Source organism: Ignavibacteriales bacterium (assembly GCA_020635255.1).
In the GTDB taxonomy this organism is placed as follows: domain Bacteria; phylum Bacteroidota; class Ignavibacteria; order Tepidaquicellales; family Tepidaquicellaceae; genus JAEYVS01.
Window position 1 is genome coordinate 1624354 of record JACKAC010000001.1, and the last position, 16216, is coordinate 1640569.

The window sequence follows — 16216 nt, forward strand, 5'->3', positions numbered from 1 at the left end:
ATATATGATATTCGATATTGATCTGATAAGATCATTTTACAAAGATTATAAATTCAAAGTTGACGATGCTAAGGCAAAGCTTGGACGTCCTATGACCTACGCTGAAAAGATATTATACGCACATTTAACCGATGATTTTGAGAAACCCTGTGAAAGGGCTAAAGACTTCGTTTACTTCTCACCGGACAGGGTTGCTATGCAGGATGCAACGGCGCAGATGGCTCTTCTCCAGTTCATGTCAGCCGATATTCCTAAAGTCGCTGTCCCGACAACTGTCCACTGTGATCACTTGATACAGGCAGAGGTCGGTTCACATGATGATCTGTTGAGAGCAAAGGACACTAACAAAGAAGTTTACGATTTTCTCGGAAGTGTCTCGAAAAAATACGGCATTGGTTTCTGGAAACCCGGCGCAGGCATCATTCACCAGGTAGTTCTTGAAAATTACGCCTTCCCAGGTGGGATGATGATAGGAACGGATTCCCACACGCCAAACGCCGGCGGTCTCGGCATGGTAGCAATAGGTGTTGGCGGTGCGGATGCTGTGGACGTTATGGCAGGATTACCGTGGGAGCTGAAATTCCCGAAATTGATTGGTGTCAAACTCACCGGGAAAATGAACGGCTGGACCTCTCCAAAGGACGTCATCCTCAAAGTCGCAGGTATCCTAACCGTTAAAGGTGGTACAGGGGCAATCGTTGAATATTTCGGCGAAGGAGCAGATAGTATATCCTGTACGGGAAAAGGCACAATCTGTAATATGGGTGCGGAGATAGGCGCTACGACTTCCCTATTCGCCTACGGTGATAAAATGTCGGAATACCTTAAAGCTACCGGCAGAGAAGAAGTTGCTCAGATGGCTGACGAATTAAAAGATTACTTGAGACCCGATCCAGGTAGTGATGAGTATTACGATGAGATAGTCGAGATAGACCTCTCGACACTCGAACCGCACATTAACGGACCATATACTCCCGACCTTGCTTGGTCGATTTCGGAATTTAAAGATGCCGTTAAAGAAAAAGGCTACCCCGAGGAACTAAAGGTTGCTCTGATCGGAAGCTGTACTAACTCATCTTATGAAGATATGGAGCGCGCTTCATCTATTGCTGAACAGGCAATCGAAAAAGGTCTGAAAGCAAAATCTGAATTCGTTGTTACACCTGGTTCTGAACAGATACGCGCAACGATCGAACGTGATGGACAGATAGAGAAATTCGAAAAAATCGGCGGGATGGTTCTTGCTAACGCCTGCGGACCTTGCATCGGTCAATGGAAACGTCATGACGTAAAAGAAGGTGAAAAGAACTCTATCTTAACTTCATACAATAGAAACTTCTCTAAGAGAAACGACGGGAATTACGCCACGCACTCCTTTGTAGCTTCACCTGAGATAGTAACGGCGTTTGCTCTTGCGGGCACGCTGACATTTAACCCATTAACGGATACACTGGTTAATGACAAGGGTGAAATGATCAAGCTGGATGAACCTGTTGGAAAGGAACTTCCCGACAAAGGCTTTGAGAAAGGTGAAGAAGGATATATTCCCCCGGCTGAAAACGGCTCCGGAATCGAAGTAATAATCGACCCCGATAGCCAGCGTCTCCAAAAGCTCAGTCCATTCCCTGCTCCCGATCTGGATAAGGATTTTAAGGATTTACGGGTGCTTATAAAAACAAAGGGTAAATGTACTACAGACCATATTTCAATGGCGGGTCCATGGCTGAAATACCGCGGGCATCTGGATAATATTTCCAACAATATGTTCATCGGTGCCATAAACTATTTCAATGACAAGATGAACAGCGTAAAGAACCTTCTCACTGGTGAATACGGAGAAGTTCCGGCAGTGGCACGCGATTACAAAGCCAATGGTATCGGCTGGGTAGCACTTGGCGAAGAAAACTATGGTGAGGGTTCCTCCCGAGAACACGCGGCGATGGAGCCGAGATTCCTTGGAGCAAGAGCAGTGATCGTGAAATCATTCGCCCGTATCCACGAGACAAATCTCAAAAAACAAGGCATCCTCCCGCTAACATTCTTGAAACCTGAAGATTATGATCTGATAAGAGAAGACGACATGCTGGATATCGACATAAGCGAATTAAAACCAAATGAATCTGTCATGATGTCTGTAAAGCACTCTGACGGAACAAGTGACAACATAGAACTGATGCACACAATGAATCGTACACAGATCGATTGGTTTAAAGCCGGATCCGCGCTTAATCTGATCGCAAAACAAACGACCTAATATGTTGAAACATCTTAGTCATGGGATATATTTACTATGTTGCTTTATCGCGCTCTCATTGGCTTCATGCGAGGAGAGTGATGAAGATTTGGAATCGGAATTTACAGATATGGATTCCATATCTAGTAATTTGACCCCGGATACGATTTCTGTCACAGAGCTTGAAGATATGATGAAATTACCGGGCTATATTGTCCTGGATGTCCGGACCGTTGCCGAATATGATTCAATAAGCATTCCAAATTCTCTGAATCTCGATGTAAACTCCGGGCAATTTGAGGAAAATCTAAAGATCCTTTATGATGACCATACATATCTTGTCCATTCAAACAATGATGTACGAGCAGGGAAAGCTGTTGAGATCTTGAAGAAAAACGGCTTCAAAGCCATACTTGTCAAAGGTGGTATTAAGCAATGGCAAGCAGAAGGTAAACGTGTAATAAATAACATTGAATAATGCGTTTTTGTTTTTATATTTTATTTCTGTTCCTGTGCTTGGGAAATGCATTCCCGCAATCTGATTCCGTCGATTATGATATCTGCAATAAATGGGACGCCCTCGATAAAAATATTATCTTTGTACAGATAGATAAAGAAGAAGGCGCTAAACTCCTCGAGCTATACGAAAGAGCTCTCGTAAAATACTTCATCGCAAAAGGTGGCAGGTATGCTAACCGATCTGATTGGGTTTTCCCGCTAAAAAACTTCACATCCGTCTCGCACAGAGACAATGGAAATGATTACAGGTTGAGCACATACGATTATTTTCAGGGATCGGATACAAAGGGACACCCTGCGCATGATATTTTTATCTTAGACAGCAATAAAGACCTCCTGGATGACTCGACGGGAAAGCCGGTCGATGTTGTTAGCATGTCCGGCGGGATAGTGGTTGCAATCGATACAACATGGAGACCCGGTTCGTTTCTACGCGGAGGGCAGTATGTCAAGATATTCGACCCGGCAACATATAAATATTTTTATTATTCGCATCTTTCGGTTGTAAGTGTACTCCCCGGAGACCTGGTAAACCCGGGAGACAAGATAGGCGAAGTTGGCAGAACCGGGCGTAAGACCATACTCCCCGGCGGAAAAACACACGTCCACGTGGCGTTGCTGAAATCTGTAAAAGGTTATCCGTACCCCGAACCCATTATCGATGACATATGGAGAACAAAAGAAAAATATTATTCGACACATGAAGAAAGATAAAGGCGCGATAAGAATATACTCCTGGAATGTGAACGGCATACGGGCTGTTCATAAAAAAGGCTTCCTGGATTGGTTAAAGGAATGTAATGGTGATATCTTTTGCCTGCAGGAAACTAAGATCCAGCCGGACCAGATCCCTGCTGAACTCAAGGATGTCAACGGTTATAAATCCTACTGGTTCTCTGCTGAACGAAAAGGTTATTCCAGCGTTGCTACATATTCATCCATTGAGCCAATTAAGGTTGTTAAAGGACTAAACAATCCCCGTTTCGATAGCGAGGGAAGAATAATATTCACTGAGTACGAAGATTTCGTACTGGCTAATGTGTATTTTCCGAATGGAGGACGCGGACCTGACAGGGTTGTTTATAAACTGGACTTTTATGATGAACTTTTCTTCCTTCTCAATAAAAAATACAAAGACAGAAAAGGCGTCATAGTTGCAGGTGATTATAATACCGCGCATAAAGAGATAGATGTTGCAAAACCCGATCAGTGGAGTAAACATAGCGGGTTTCTTACTGAAGAAAGAGAATGGCTGGACAAGATAATCAACCTCGGGTACACCGACGTTTTCAGAAAGTTCAATGATAAGCCCGGCATGTACACGTACTGGGATAATTACACTTTCGCACGCGATACTAATACCGGCTGGCGAATAGATTTCTTCATGGTGTCCAATGACATAGCGGATAAAGTAACCGACGCCCGCATACATCCCGAGGTCATGGGAAGCGACCACTGCCCCGTAAGCATCGACATTAAACTATAACATATGAAATCCGCTGTACTTCATAATACCGGAGATATTTCACAATTAGATAAGAACCTCCTTGTCGAGGATTTCCCTACACCGGAACCAAACAAAGACGAAGTATTGGTTAATATCCGGTCTGCTTCATTAAATCATCGTGACCTCTGGATAACTAAAGGGCTTTACTCCAAAATAAAGCTCCCTGTCATACTAGGCTCAGATGGTGCAGGAATTCTGGAAAATGGCGACGAGGTGGTAATCAATCCCTCAATCAACTGGGGTGATAGCGAAGCCCATCAATCACCAACTTCATACGAGATTCTCGGTCTTCCACAAAACGGCACGCTCGCTGAGTACACTAAGGTAGATAAGTCGAAAGTTTATCCCAAACCCGCTCACCTTGATTTTGATCAGGCATCGGCATTACCGCTCGTTGGATTAACTGCTTACAGAGCAGTGATACTAAAAGCAAATGTACAGCCTTCCGATAAAGTACTCATCACGGGCGCGGGAGGAGGTGTATCTACGATGGCTCTGCTTTATTGTATCGCTATAGGCGCAGAAACCTACCTCACTTCCGGCTCTGAAGCAAAGATAGCACAGGCTATAAAACTAGGTGCAAAAGGTGGTGTGAATTACAAAGAAGAGATATGGGGCGAAGCGATCAAAGAAATGACCGGTGGTGTTACAGTTGTAATAGACAGTTCATCAGGCGACACTATTGCAAAAGCGCTGGATTTCACGACTTACGGTGCGAGGATCGTTTCTTATGGAGCTACTAACGGCACAGTTAAAGACTTCGATATGCGAAGGGTTTACTGGAAACAATTGCAGATACTCGGCTCGACAATGGGCTCTGACAAGGATTTTGCTGATATGCTCGCCTTTGTTAACGAATACAAGATCATACCAATTGTAGATAAGGTCTATCCCCTGGATGATGTCCATTCCGCTTTCAGAAGAATGAATGACGGAGAACAATTCGGAAAGATCGTTGTAAAAATGGCATAAAAAAAATCCGGCGTATAACCGGATTTTGTAAACTGCTTATGTAAGCCTGCTTAATGCTTTTTCATTTCATCTAACTTCTTCCTGACCTCGTTTAGCTCCTTATCTATTTCATCATACTCTTCTTGCAAATCATCACTATAAACGTTAATGTTAGCATCTGCATCTGCTCTGAATTCGACCAGAGGATGGTGTCCGTTCTTTCGTTCCTTTATCTTTTCGAAAAATACCTTTACACCTTTGACTATCGCCACGTAGGTATTTACGGTATCCATAATAGAGGGCTCGATACTTCCCTTTATCTTCCGCTCGAAATTAACAACATCATCGGCAATATCGACACCTTTCTCTACTATCGAGTTGGCGTTATCGACTATTTTGCCGGCACCTTCCACAACATTATCTATCTTATCGGAGATCTTATTGACACTGTCAACAAAATCCTTAAGGCTGTGGATCAAAGGAATTGTTTCTTCCTTAAGTTCCGATAACTCACCGGTAAGTTTATCTACCTTTGAGTCGAGATCCTGCGCCCATTTTATCAGCTTTAATACAAATATTATCAAAGTGACAAAACTGATCGCAATGATCACGTTCGTAATAATGGTCGTTATTTGAAGTGCTTCGTTCAATTTAACCCGGGATTAAATTATGATTTCTTTTTTTCGTCTTTATAAGCGTCGACACCTGCCTTTAGAGCATCTTTGATTCTATCGGATTCATGAGAGATCCTGTCTTTAGCTTCACCATACTTGTTTGATGCTTTCTCTTTTGCGTCATTGAGCAATGAATTAGCATCGTCGATCAAAGTACCTGCTTTCTTTTTTGCGTCCTGGATCAGAAGTTCCGATTTTCTCTTTCCTTCGTTGATCAGGTTTTCAGCTTTCTCTCTAGCTATTTGCATGTATTCCGATGTATCATCAATGAATTCATCGGTCTTGTGCCTGATGTCAGCTCTTAATTCCCGTCCGCTTTTTGGTGCATAAAGTAATGCGATCGTGGCTCCGATAGCTCCTCCTGCTAAAAAGCCAAGCATTAAGCCTTTTGCCATTTTATTGTCATCATCCATTTTAAAAGTTCTCCTTTTCTTTTCTTAATACGGCAATTACAATGATTTAGTTATAATTACCCTATCAAGAATTATTTTAGTTTATATTATAAAATAACGAATTTATTGAATAAAAATCAAATTATAAATTAGATATTAATCGCTTCATCATGCGCAACACCTGCCGCTTCCATTATCGCCTCGCTCAGGGTCGGGTGAGCGTGAACTGTCGATAATATCGTCTTTCCCGTACCTTCGAGCGTTTTTGTCATCACAAGCTCGCCTATCAGTTCGGTTGCCTCAGGTCCAACTATATGCGCGCCAAGCAACTCATCATATTTCTTATCGAATACTAGTTTCACCATACCTGCTGTGTCCGCTATTGCTCTTGCTTTTCCATTTGCCGAGAACGGAAACTTACCAACTCGTACCTCATATCCCTCTTCTTTCGCTTTATCTTCTGTCAGTCCGACCGATGCAACCTGAGGATGACAGTATGTATTCGCCGGGATCGTCAGGTAATCTATGTCGCCTGCATCTATACCTTTTATCTTCTCTACACAATTAACTCCTTCTATCACCGCTACGTGCGCCAGCCATAACTTCCCTCTTTCATCTATCAGCGCGCTGTCACCTATCGAATAAATTCCGTCCACGTTCGTTTTGTAATCCACATCAACTGCGATTCCCTTCTTATAAGTCTTAACACCTGCTTCCTCCAGTCCAACATCCTCTATATTTCCTGTAACACCTATCGCTATCAATACAACATCCGATTCTAATTCCTCGTCCGTTTTTCCCGATACTTTTGTGATAACCTTGTCGCCTTTCACTTCAACTTTCTCAACCTTCGTATCGGTAAGTATTTTAATTCCGCTCTTCTTGAATTCCTTTGCCACCACATTCGATATCTCCTTATCTTCGTGAGGCAGTATCGTCGGAAGCATCTCTACTATAGTAACTTCAGTACCGAATGCATTATAGAAGTACGCAAATTCCGCGCCAATCGCTCCACTGCCTACTATCGACATCTTCTTTGGTATCTCTTGTAAGAGCATCGCGCCTGTCGATGATAATATCTTCTTCTCATCGAAATCCAGTCCCGGAAGCTTTATCGGTCTTGCACCTGTCGCAATAATTGTATGTTTTGACTTAATTTTATCAAGCTCTTTTCCCTCATTGTCATAAATTGAGATTGTCTTATCTTTGTTCAATTTCCCTGTTCCCATGAAGACCGCGATCTTATTTTTCTTCATCAAATACTGCACGCCTTTCTCTGAAGCATCCGCCACTCCTCTCGATCTCTCGATGACTTTGGGAAAATCTACCTCAAACTTGCCCGCTTTTACCCCAAATTTATCCAGCTCATTAAGTGTATGCATTATTTCCGCGTTTTTCAGCAGAGCTTTTGTGGGAATACAGCCCCAGTTAAGACATACTCCGCCTAATCTGTCCCTCTCCACAATTGCCGTTTTAAATCCCAATTGCGAGGCCCTGATAGCTGCTGAGTACCCACCCGGTCCGCTTCCTATTACGGTTACATCGAATTCTTGCATAAAATTAAGTGTATAATTTGAATTAATTTGTTGAAATATTTTTGGTGAAACTGTAATTTACTAATATAATACCTCTAACTCAATGTAATTAGGAGAGTATCACTACAGTATGAACCAGTCACTTGGCAAATATCTTATTATTTTCGGCATAATTATCATTGGTATAGGACTTCTTGTCAATTTTTGGGGTAAGATCCCCTTTCTCGGCAAGCTCCCCGGAGACATCCGGATAGCAAGGGAAGACTTCACGTTTTACTTCCCGGTAACTACTTGTATAATTATAAGCGTTCTGCTTTCTCTGATCTTCTGGCTGATCAATTACTTCCGTAAATAAAAAAAGGCGCTCCGAAAAGCGCCTTTCTAACCTATTTTTTAAAATTTATTTTAAGAGTATCATCTTCTTTGTTTCTTTAAATGAACCCACTTCAATTTTATAGAAATATACTCCGCTCGAAAGAGCATTGCCGTTAAACACTATTTCGTAACTTCCTGCTTCTTTAATCTCATTCACCAACGATATTATTTCTCTACCTGCCATGTCATAAATCTTAAGTTTTACTAGTCCTTCTTGTGGTATAGAATACTTTATCTTAGTCATTGGGTTGAACGGGTTTGGATAATTTTGATAAAGCCTGTAATCAGAAGGCAACTCATTCCATATCTGGCTGATACCTACAGTGCTGTCGGGATTTGTGAATGAGCGAACATTGCAAAATACATCCGAATTACCGTTTCTACTATCATCCCAAACACTTATGATCTTATCTCCATATACGGCTACATCTGTATAATTCTTATTAAAATTCTGTGCTTCAATACTAACCGCATACTCTCCGCCTATTTCATTCCCGGATGAATCAAGCCTTTGAAAATATGGCACGTTGTTCATAAAGCCCTTATCGAAGGCTACCACCATCTTTCCATCACTTCTTTTTTCTATTGCCCTTAAATACTGATCCAAAGAAAAAGGAGCTACAACGAAATCCGTTCCGTCACGGCTGCCGTCACTATTAAAAGGCTGACCTCTTATCCGGAATACGGGACCTGACAGGTCGAATTCGGTAAAGCATATACAAAATCTATTTAGCGAATCCGATGATGCTAATGGAAAGGTTTGGGCATTAGATAATGTATCATCATAAACCCTGGTATTACCTCCGATCTTATTACCATCTCCATCGAACATCTGGTAATAAATGTCTTCCACATTTGTCACACGCCGATCCTGCCATGTAATTACAAAACGGTTATCCGGAAAAACATTAATGGATGGATTATCTTTCCTAACGGGAGTCTGGTCATCGGCAATACGGTTTGTACCGATCTTATTACCATTAGAATCAACTACCTGGTAATATATTGTTTGGAAAGTAGATGTATTAGGTCTGTAATCCCACGTTATTATATATTCTCCTAAAGAGTTGATATCGATTCGCGGGTCTCCATGTATACCATTTGTACTATCATTTAATATGATTTCATTTGTAATAGGATCACCTTGTTTGTCATATAGTTTTAAATTTAAATGTGTCTGGAAGTTCGTACTTTGATACCAGCAAATACCAAATTTCCCATTTTTATTCACCGCTATGTCAGGACTTGAAGAAGAATCGGGAATATTGTTAACTCTGAAATTATTTCCTATCCTGACACTATTGCTATTATACATCTGACAGAATACATTTGGTCTTCCTGTCCTTCTATCGGTCCATGCTATTACATAATTACCTTCTCCATCGACATCAATTCTTCCCTCAAAGTCATCCCTTGCAGCAGTATCCGGATCATTTACCTGGAAATCAGAAACCAGTTGAGCGAAAAGAAGATTGGGAATAAATGCGATCAATAATAACAGCAAGTTCTTCATCACATTCAATTGTTTTTACATATTATTTTTATGGTAGTTTGACATGGTAATAAAATGTTTTAAATTACACTTTAAAAAACAAGATTAAAATCTTCCCTTTAACCGACTTACCAATGTTAAGTTTTCAAATTTGATTATTAATTATTGCTTATAAGAGCTATATTTATATATACACTGCATTTAAATAATTAAACCATTTTCGTCATCAAAACCTTACTCGTAGTCAGGCACGCTAAGTCCAGCTGGAAGCATCCGGATCTATCCGATCACGACCGTCCCCTAAATAAGCGGGGAAAACGGGATGCCCCCTTTATGGCTGAATTTGTCGCTAAACGTACCGATTCCAAAAAAATCGGGTTGATATCCAGCTCCGCGGTCCGCGCCTTTACTACGGCTAAGTTCTTCGCCAAAGCCCTCGGTATGACGGAAGATGACGTTTATTACGAGGAGTCGCTTTATCTCGCGGGCGAGTACGAGGCGCTAAAAGTGATCCAAACCGCTCCCGATGATTACGATACGTTGTTCATTTTCGGACATAATCCTGGCTTCACTTATCTTGCAAACAGGTTATGTGATGCTAACATCGAAAACGTTCCCACGTGCGGAGTCGTTTGCATTACGTTCGATGTAGATTCATGGAAAGATGTTAATTTCGGCAAAGGCGAACTGAAGTTTTTCGAATACCCAAAGAAATATTATAAGGAGCCGCTCTCGGAGTAATGGAAGATTTTGAACTTTTCGACAGGGAATTAAGTTGGCTCTCATTTAATTACAGGGTTTTGCAGGAAGCAAAAGACCCCACTGTCCCGCTTTACGAAAGAATAAAATTTATCGCGATATTCTCTTCCAATCTTGAAGAGTTCTTCCGTATACGTGTAGCCGGTATCCGCACACTCCTCGATCTAAGTAAAAAAACACAACGTGCACTCGACTTCGATCCTGCTAAGTTACTAAATAAAATAACAAAGACCGTCACCGCGCACCAGGAGGAGTACGGACAGATATTCCGCGAGCAGATAATGCCCGATCTTAATAAGAACAACATCCTGCTTGTAAATGAAACACAGCTTAATAAAGAGCAATCTAATTTCGTCACGGATTATTTCTATGACAATATCCTACTTCATATTTCCCCGATGATGATCGTCAAACGCAAGGTCAGCCCCTTTATGAAAAGCGGGCTCCTCTACCTTGCAATAAAATTATCACCCAAACACGAGACAGATGAACCTCCAAAACGCATCCGCCATAATTACGCAATAATAGAAATTCCATCGGATAAACTTCCGCGCTTTATACAGCTCCCAAAACACGGGAATAAAGACCACGTTATCTTTCTCGATGATATAATAAAATTCTGTCTCCCGAACATATTTCCGGGTTATGACATAGTAGATACATATTCAATAAAACTCACACGTGATGCGCACCTTCACATAGATGACGAGTTCACCGGTAACCTGCGCGAGAAAATATCCAAAAGCCTCCGCCAGAGAAGCCGTGCTGTCCCGTGCCGTTTCCTTTACGATAAGAACATCCCAAAGCCCTTCCTTAAACTGCTTAAGGATGCGCTGGAACTGACAAAAGAAGACCTAGTACCCGGAGGCCGTTATCATAATTTCAGCGACTTCTTCACTTTCCCAAATCCCGGGCGTAAAGAGTTGGAATATAAAGCACTTCCACCGTTGAAAAGTAAAGCCCTCGAAGAAAATAAGAACATTTTCGCCGGCTGGGCAAAGCGCGACTTTATCCTGCATTTCCCGTATCAAAAATACGACTACATTATTAACATACTCAATACTTCCGCGGAAGATCCGAAAGTCAAGGAGATTAAGATCTCTCAATACAGGCTTGCAAAGGATTCCGAGGTGGTTAAAGCGCTCGTTAATGCCCTCAAACATGGCAAAAAGGTCACCGTCTTCATGGAACTCAAAGCACGTTTCGATGAAGAATCTAATATGGAATATTCTAAACTGCTGGAAAGCGCCGGCGCGAGAGTGCTATATAGCCTGCCCGGGTTGAAAGTTCACAGCAAGACCGCCCTCATACTGCGCGAAGAGAAGGGCGAGTTAAAAAAATATGGCTACTTTGCAACCGGCAATTTCAATGAGAAGACAGCAAAACTCTATACCGATCTTGGACTACTTACATCCGACTCCCGCCTCGTAGATGAACTGGAAAAGGTGTTTGATCACCTCGAAGGAAATTCCGGTAAACCCGAATTCAAACATCTTCTTGTCGGCAAGTTCAACATGAGACATTCTTTTTACAATCTCATCGACCGCGAAACCGCAAACGCAAAAAAAGGTAAAGAAGCATACATCATTGCAAAAATGAACGGGCTCGAAGAACCAAACATTATCAAGCGCCTTTACGAAGCCAGTAATGCCGGGGTTACCATTAAACTTATCGTGCGGGGTATCTGCTGTCTAGTGCCCGGAGTAAAAGGCATGAGCGAAAATATCGAAGTTATCAGCATACTCGACCGCTTCCTCGAACACTCTCGCATGTATTACTTTTATAATGACGGTAAGGATGAAATGTACCTGGCTTCTGCCGACTGGATGAAACGCAACCTGAGAAAACGGATCGAAGTCGGATTTCCCGTTTACGATGAGAATATTAAAGAGATGTTAAAGGATTTGCTGGACATTCAATTGAGAGATAATACAAAAGCGCGGATCATCGATAAAAAACAGACAAACAAATACAAACAGGATGACAACATTATGAAAGTACGTACCCAGTACGCTACTTATGATTATATGAAGAAGAATTATTCGTAGTGCCCTCGCATCTCCTCTTTATCACATGCAGTATATTATCCTGAATATCCTTCATTATAGCCTTACACCATATCCTTGAGTAAAAATTAAACGACGTCGACATTACGAACTTGCTCGTCAGGTGTAATACCACACCACCTTCTACCGGCTCCAGCTCGTACTTACCTTCCAGCACGTCGAAGTACTTACTCCCCACCGTAACATGCTCATCCAGTGCCGTCAACGGGATAGAGTTCGGATCGGCATCTATTGTAAATGTAAATGACTTCTTCGGATCCCACTCCGTTACCGTCTCGGTAAAGTATAATCCCCTGTCGAACTCCGCTATTCTCACGCCCCCAATACCCTCTTTGTCCAGTTCAGCCTTTATTGGTCTGGGGAATCCCATAAAAAGAAAAAGTGTGCTTTCGTTCTCTTTCTCGTCTATCTCATATACCCTTACTATATTCTCCCATACCTTATCCTCTGTGGAATTTATCATTATCGAAGTCTGCTCAGTAACGAATTCCTTCCCAGGTTCCACTTTATTCTCAATGGGGATCGTTAAAAAAGGAAGCAATACTACGGAACATAATACAATCGTATTGATCTTCTTCCCCGCTCGTGAGACAAAGTATGCAGTCAGTCCTCCAAGTGAACCCATAATAAGAAATACAGGTAACGCCATTATTATGCATATTAATCCTTCCAGTGCGAATATAAATGAAAAGAAAAGGAGCAAAACAACCGTTATCCATGGGGCAAGCAGGCAATATACCAGTGAAGTACCGGGTTTTGCCACGTAGGCGGTTATATATCCCGCGGCAAACGGCATTACAAAAATAAACGCAAATGACATTAACGTAGTGCCCTGAAAAGCAAAGTCCGTCCAGTCGATCTGCAATCCGAATATTAATCTTGCAAACAGTGCATACAATACACCCGTTACAACTGCCAGCAGAAATACTAAATAACTTTTCATGCTGACTGGAATTGTTTTGTTGATTCCTCCACGCTGTAGATTTCCACTTCGTGTTCCTTTCCCTTGAGTAAAAATCTTCCCATAAGTTCCTTTCGGTACGCTTCAGGAAATTCCACTATGTCTAATACTTCCCTCGATATCAAAAAGTTGCTTCCGAGTGTGTTACACTCTTCCTGTATCCTTGAAGCTGTATTGATAACATCGCCGTGGTACACGATCTCTTTTTTTGAATCCCCTATTTCCCCTACTATAACCTTACCGAAATGCAATCCGGCTTTTATCTTTGGAAACATGCCGAACCGTTTTACGTAATCTTCCTGCAATGTGTCGAGCTTATGCTTTATTTTAAAGAAACACCTTATGCAATTCGCTTTTCGTAAACCGTTCTTCTTCGTCCATGTAATGACAACCTGATCTCCCGCGTATTGGAATATCTCACCCCTCGTGCTTACTATTGGATCGTTCACGTCAAAGAAATAATTGTTCAGAAATTTGTGATATTCTAATGGGCGTGTTCTTTCGGCAAGTGTTGTTGATGATGTCAGATCGAGAAACATAAAGAACCTTTCCTCCTCGATCGGCTTGTAGTATTTACCCGACATATACCTCATCAATACGTTCTGTCCAAGCAGGTAATTCATCTGGCTTATGTAAATTACCAGTATGCTCACCACTATTGCGAATATAAGTATCCTTAAAAATTCATCACGCAATATAAAATCCTTTACCTGCCCGCTTGTGATCACCTGCATGAATCCGGTATTCTCCAGTCTCGCTTCATTCAGTACCCATACTAATAGTACTGAGAATGACACAGCCGCGACATAAAATATCAGCCTGAACAACAGAATATAAGAAAACTTTAGCTTCCTGTATCTCGGACGAAAAAGATATATCTCGAACGCTGAGCTTAATGCAAAAATAAGGAATCCCATAAGCATTCCCTCGATAATGGAGTTCAGGCTTATCTTAAAAAAGATAAGAGAAAACACCATCCCAACAACTATTCCAATAAGCGCGGAATATAGTATCTGCAATAACTTTTCTCTGTTATTTTCTTTTCCGTTCTCCACTACTTCTTGAATTGGATCTCCTTATAATCTTTGAATAGGTCTTTTACCTTATTCCTCTGATATTTTCCGGTTGATGTTACCGGTATTGTATCCGAGAATATCACGACCTTCGGAGCTTTATGGAAAGGCAGTTTTGATTTGCATTCAGCAATTATTTTCTCTTTTAATTTTTCACTCTCCTCATCGGATGCAGGTGCTTCTTTCAGCATCACCAGCGCTCCAACCTCCTCACCATACCAGTCGTTATCGAATCCTACTGCTATCCCTGCTTTTACTTCGTCCAGTGAAGAAAGCACCTCGTCTATTTCCAGTGGCGATAAGTTTACCCCGCCTCGTATAATTAATTCCTTCAACCGTCCCGTAATAAAAAAATACGGTCTTCGGTTTTCATCGTATTTGAAAAATCCCTCGTCACCGCTCCTGAACCACCCGAACTCGAATGTCTTCCTGTTCACTTCATCATTATTAAAATAATACTTCATAACATTATGCCCTCTAATTACTATCTCACCTTTCTCATCTTCGTCCATTGAATTCCCCTTTTCGTCGTGGATCTGCATATCATTACAGTCTATCGGGATTCCTATAGCAGGAAATCCAAAATCGTTCTGCCACTTGTAATGTTCTTCTTTGGAAAGGTCAATTGGAATAAAACATGAATAACACGTCGTCTCCGAAAGCCCGTACCCGTGCACTATCCTGAGCCCGAACCTCTCTTCGAAATTCCTAGCGATCTCGCATGTAAGCGGTCCCGCTCCGCAAATAATATGTGAAAATCCGGACAGGTCATGCTTCGATGCATCTTCATCGGAGTGTAGAAGGAATTGCAATAACGTTGGAACAACACTCACCACTTTAACCTTCTCATCAGCGAGTCTTTTGAGAAATTTGTCTGTCTGAAATTTCTGATTAAGAACCATCCTCCCGCCATAAAACATCGTTGTCATTATCGTTACCACCGTCCCGTTAACGTGGTGTATCGGCAGTACGCACATCATCGTATCCCCGCGGTGTAGTCCATGCCACCCGGATATACTGTACGCATCTACCATTAAATTATACTGGGTTAAAACAACTCCTTTTGGATTACCTGTCGTCCCGGAAGTGTAAACGATCATCGCTTCCATTTCCTTATTTTCATATGGCGCTATCTTATTGTGAAGCTCCTCGTCACTCCAGCCATATTCATCGAAATTGAACACCTCAAATGCATCATTCTTGACCCCGGATAGCTTTTCAAGATACTCATTCCGGGTAAATACAATCTTTGTCTGTGAGTTTTCCAGAATGTATTTTACTCTATCTATCTCTTCACTTACATTTATGGGAACGATCACAGCACCTATATACCAGCAAGCAAAATACAATATTACTGTATCAGCGTGATTGTGTGAAAATGTTGCTATCCTGTCCTCTTTATTTATACCCTGATTCAGCAGATATTTCGCTAATATCCGTACTTTTTTGATAAATTCCCCGTAAGTATATGATTTCTTATCTCCTGCTTCATTATAGAAGACTAAGTACTCTTTATCTCTGTCCTTTTCTGCTCTCTCATCAAGCAGTTCTTTAATGTTTTGATATTTTACAAGGTAGTCCGTTGCGGACTTATCACTGAAATTATGCGCTTGTAAAATTGTATGCCTCGTAATTTCGTCCACTTAATTACTGTTAAATATATTCAAATTGTGGTGATT

Annotated in this window: 15 protein-coding genes; 8 read left to right on the forward strand and 7 right to left on the reverse strand. The window is 41.6% G+C overall.

What is annotated here, in order from left to right; translation table 11 throughout:
- Nucleotides 1–4: 4 nt before the first annotated feature.
- Genes H6614_07345 through H6614_07365 form a run of 5 tightly spaced genes read left to right on the forward strand, consistent with a single transcriptional unit; the run spans nucleotide 5 to nucleotide 5231 of the window.
- Nucleotides 5–2254: an aconitate hydratase gene (locus tag H6614_07345; GenBank protein ID MCB9243468.1), complete on the forward strand. Its 2250-nt coding sequence runs from the start codon at nucleotides 5–7 to the stop codon at nucleotides 2252–2254.
- Between the two features lies 1 nt (nucleotide 2255).
- Nucleotides 2256–2711: a rhodanese-like domain-containing protein gene (locus H6614_07350; GenBank protein ID MCB9243469.1), complete on the forward strand. Its 456-nt coding sequence runs from the start codon at nucleotides 2256–2258 to the stop codon at nucleotides 2709–2711.
- Between the two features lie 38 nt (nucleotides 2712–2749).
- Nucleotides 2750–3466, forward strand: a complete 717-nt coding sequence (locus H6614_07355) for a M23 family metallopeptidase (protein ID MCB9243470.1) — start codon at nucleotides 2750–2752, stop codon at nucleotides 3464–3466.
- A gap of 7 nt (nucleotides 3467–3473) precedes the next feature.
- Nucleotides 3474–4238, forward strand: coding sequence for an exodeoxyribonuclease III (gene xth, locus H6614_07360; protein MCB9243471.1), 765 nt, complete (start codon nucleotides 3474–3476; stop codon nucleotides 4236–4238).
- A gap of 3 nt (nucleotides 4239–4241) precedes the next feature.
- Nucleotides 4242–5231 carry a zinc-binding dehydrogenase gene (locus tag H6614_07365; protein MCB9243472.1) on the forward strand — a complete coding sequence of 330 codons (990 nt, stop codon included), beginning with the start codon at nucleotides 4242–4244 and terminating at the stop codon, nucleotides 5229–5231.
- A gap of 50 nt (nucleotides 5232–5281) precedes the next feature.
- On the opposite strand, the gene H6614_07370 is transcribed toward H6614_07365, so the two are convergent.
- The 3 genes from H6614_07370 to lpdA form a co-directional block, all read right to left on the reverse strand.
- The gene (locus H6614_07370; protein MCB9243473.1) at nucleotides 5282–5860 is read right to left on the reverse strand and encodes a DUF948 domain-containing protein; all 579 of its coding nucleotides are present in this window, start codon (nucleotides 5858–5860) and stop codon (nucleotides 5282–5284) included.
- A gap of 17 nt (nucleotides 5861–5877) precedes the next feature.
- Complete coding sequence (locus tag H6614_07375) at nucleotides 5878–6297, reverse strand: YtxH domain-containing protein (GenBank protein ID MCB9243474.1); 420 nt, start codon at nucleotides 6295–6297, stop codon at nucleotides 5878–5880.
- Between the two features lie 128 nt (nucleotides 6298–6425).
- Nucleotides 6426–7832, reverse strand: a complete 1407-nt coding sequence (lpdA, locus tag H6614_07380) for a dihydrolipoyl dehydrogenase (protein ID MCB9243475.1) — start codon at nucleotides 7830–7832, stop codon at nucleotides 6426–6428.
- A 109-nt stretch (nucleotides 7833–7941) separates the two neighbouring features.
- Here lpdA and H6614_07385 point away from each other — a divergent pair, with 109 nt between their 5' ends.
- Nucleotides 7942–8166, forward strand: coding sequence for a DUF2905 domain-containing protein (locus H6614_07385; protein MCB9243476.1), 225 nt, complete (start codon nucleotides 7942–7944; stop codon nucleotides 8164–8166).
- A 45-nt stretch (nucleotides 8167–8211) separates the two neighbouring features.
- Here the strand turns inward: H6614_07385 and H6614_07390 are convergent, their stop codons facing one another.
- Nucleotides 8212–8748 (reverse strand): T9SS type A sorting domain-containing protein, encoded by a 537-nt coding sequence (locus H6614_07390; GenBank protein MCB9243477.1) that lies wholly within the window; start codon nucleotides 8746–8748, stop codon nucleotides 8212–8214.
- A gap of 1155 nt (nucleotides 8749–9903) precedes the next feature.
- Here H6614_07390 and H6614_07395 point away from each other — a divergent pair.
- Together H6614_07395 and ppk1 are read left to right on the forward strand one after the other, a co-directional pair.
- Nucleotides 9904–10419: a histidine phosphatase family protein gene (locus H6614_07395; protein MCB9243478.1), complete on the forward strand. Its 516-nt coding sequence runs from the start codon at nucleotides 9904–9906 to the stop codon at nucleotides 10417–10419.
- Nucleotides 10419–12485 (forward strand): polyphosphate kinase 1, encoded by a 2067-nt coding sequence (ppk1, locus tag H6614_07400; protein ID MCB9243479.1) that lies wholly within the window; start codon nucleotides 10419–10421, stop codon nucleotides 12483–12485. The genes H6614_07395 and ppk1 overlap by 1 nt, the downstream gene beginning before the upstream one ends.
- On the opposite strand, the gene H6614_07405 is transcribed toward ppk1, so the two are convergent.
- Genes H6614_07405 through H6614_07415 form a run of 3 tightly spaced genes read right to left on the reverse strand, consistent with a single transcriptional unit; the run spans nucleotide 12451 to nucleotide 16180 of the window.
- Nucleotides 12451–13446, reverse strand: coding sequence for a hypothetical protein (locus H6614_07405; protein MCB9243480.1), 996 nt, complete (start codon nucleotides 13444–13446; stop codon nucleotides 12451–12453). The genes ppk1 and H6614_07405 overlap by 35 nt on opposite strands.
- Nucleotides 13443–14519 carry an adenylate/guanylate cyclase domain-containing protein gene (locus tag H6614_07410; GenBank protein ID MCB9243481.1) on the reverse strand — a complete coding sequence of 359 codons (1077 nt, stop codon included), beginning with the start codon at nucleotides 14517–14519 and terminating at the stop codon, nucleotides 13443–13445. The genes H6614_07405 and H6614_07410 overlap by 4 nt, the downstream gene beginning before the upstream one ends.
- Nucleotides 14519–16180, reverse strand: coding sequence for an acyl--CoA ligase (locus tag H6614_07415; protein ID MCB9243482.1), 1662 nt, complete (start codon nucleotides 16178–16180; stop codon nucleotides 14519–14521). Before H6614_07415 ends, H6614_07410 begins: the two co-directional genes overlap by 1 nt.
- Nucleotides 16181–16216 lie beyond the last annotated feature (36 nt).

Excerpts from the sequence above, each read along its gene's own strand:
- ppk1 (MCB9243479.1), top strand. The coding sequence starts at position 10,419 with ATGGAAGATTTTGAACTTTTCGACAGGGAATTAAGTTGGCTCTCATTT.
- lpdA (MCB9243475.1), bottom strand. The coding sequence starts at position 7,832 with ATGCAAGAATTCGATGTAACCGTAATAGGAAGCGGACCGGGTGGGTAC.
- H6614_07385 (MCB9243476.1), top strand. The coding sequence starts at position 7,942 with ATGAACCAGTCACTTGGCAAATATCTTATTATTTTCGGCATAATTATC.
- H6614_07390 (MCB9243477.1), bottom strand. The coding sequence starts at position 8,748 with ATGGTGGTAGCCTTCGATAAGGGCTTTATGAACAACGTGCCATATTTT.
- H6614_07405 (MCB9243480.1), bottom strand. The coding sequence starts at position 13,446 with ATGAAAAGTTATTTAGTATTTCTGCTGGCAGTTGTAACGGGTGTATTG.
- H6614_07375 (MCB9243474.1), bottom strand. The coding sequence starts at position 6,297 with ATGGATGATGACAATAAAATGGCAAAAGGCTTAATGCTTGGCTTTTTA.
- H6614_07365 (MCB9243472.1), top strand. The coding sequence starts at position 4,242 with ATGAAATCCGCTGTACTTCATAATACCGGAGATATTTCACAATTAGAT.
- H6614_07350 (MCB9243469.1), top strand. The coding sequence starts at position 2,256 with ATGTTGAAACATCTTAGTCATGGGATATATTTACTATGTTGCTTTATC.
- H6614_07345 (MCB9243468.1), top strand. The coding sequence starts at position 5 with ATGATATTCGATATTGATCTGATAAGATCATTTTACAAAGATTATAAA.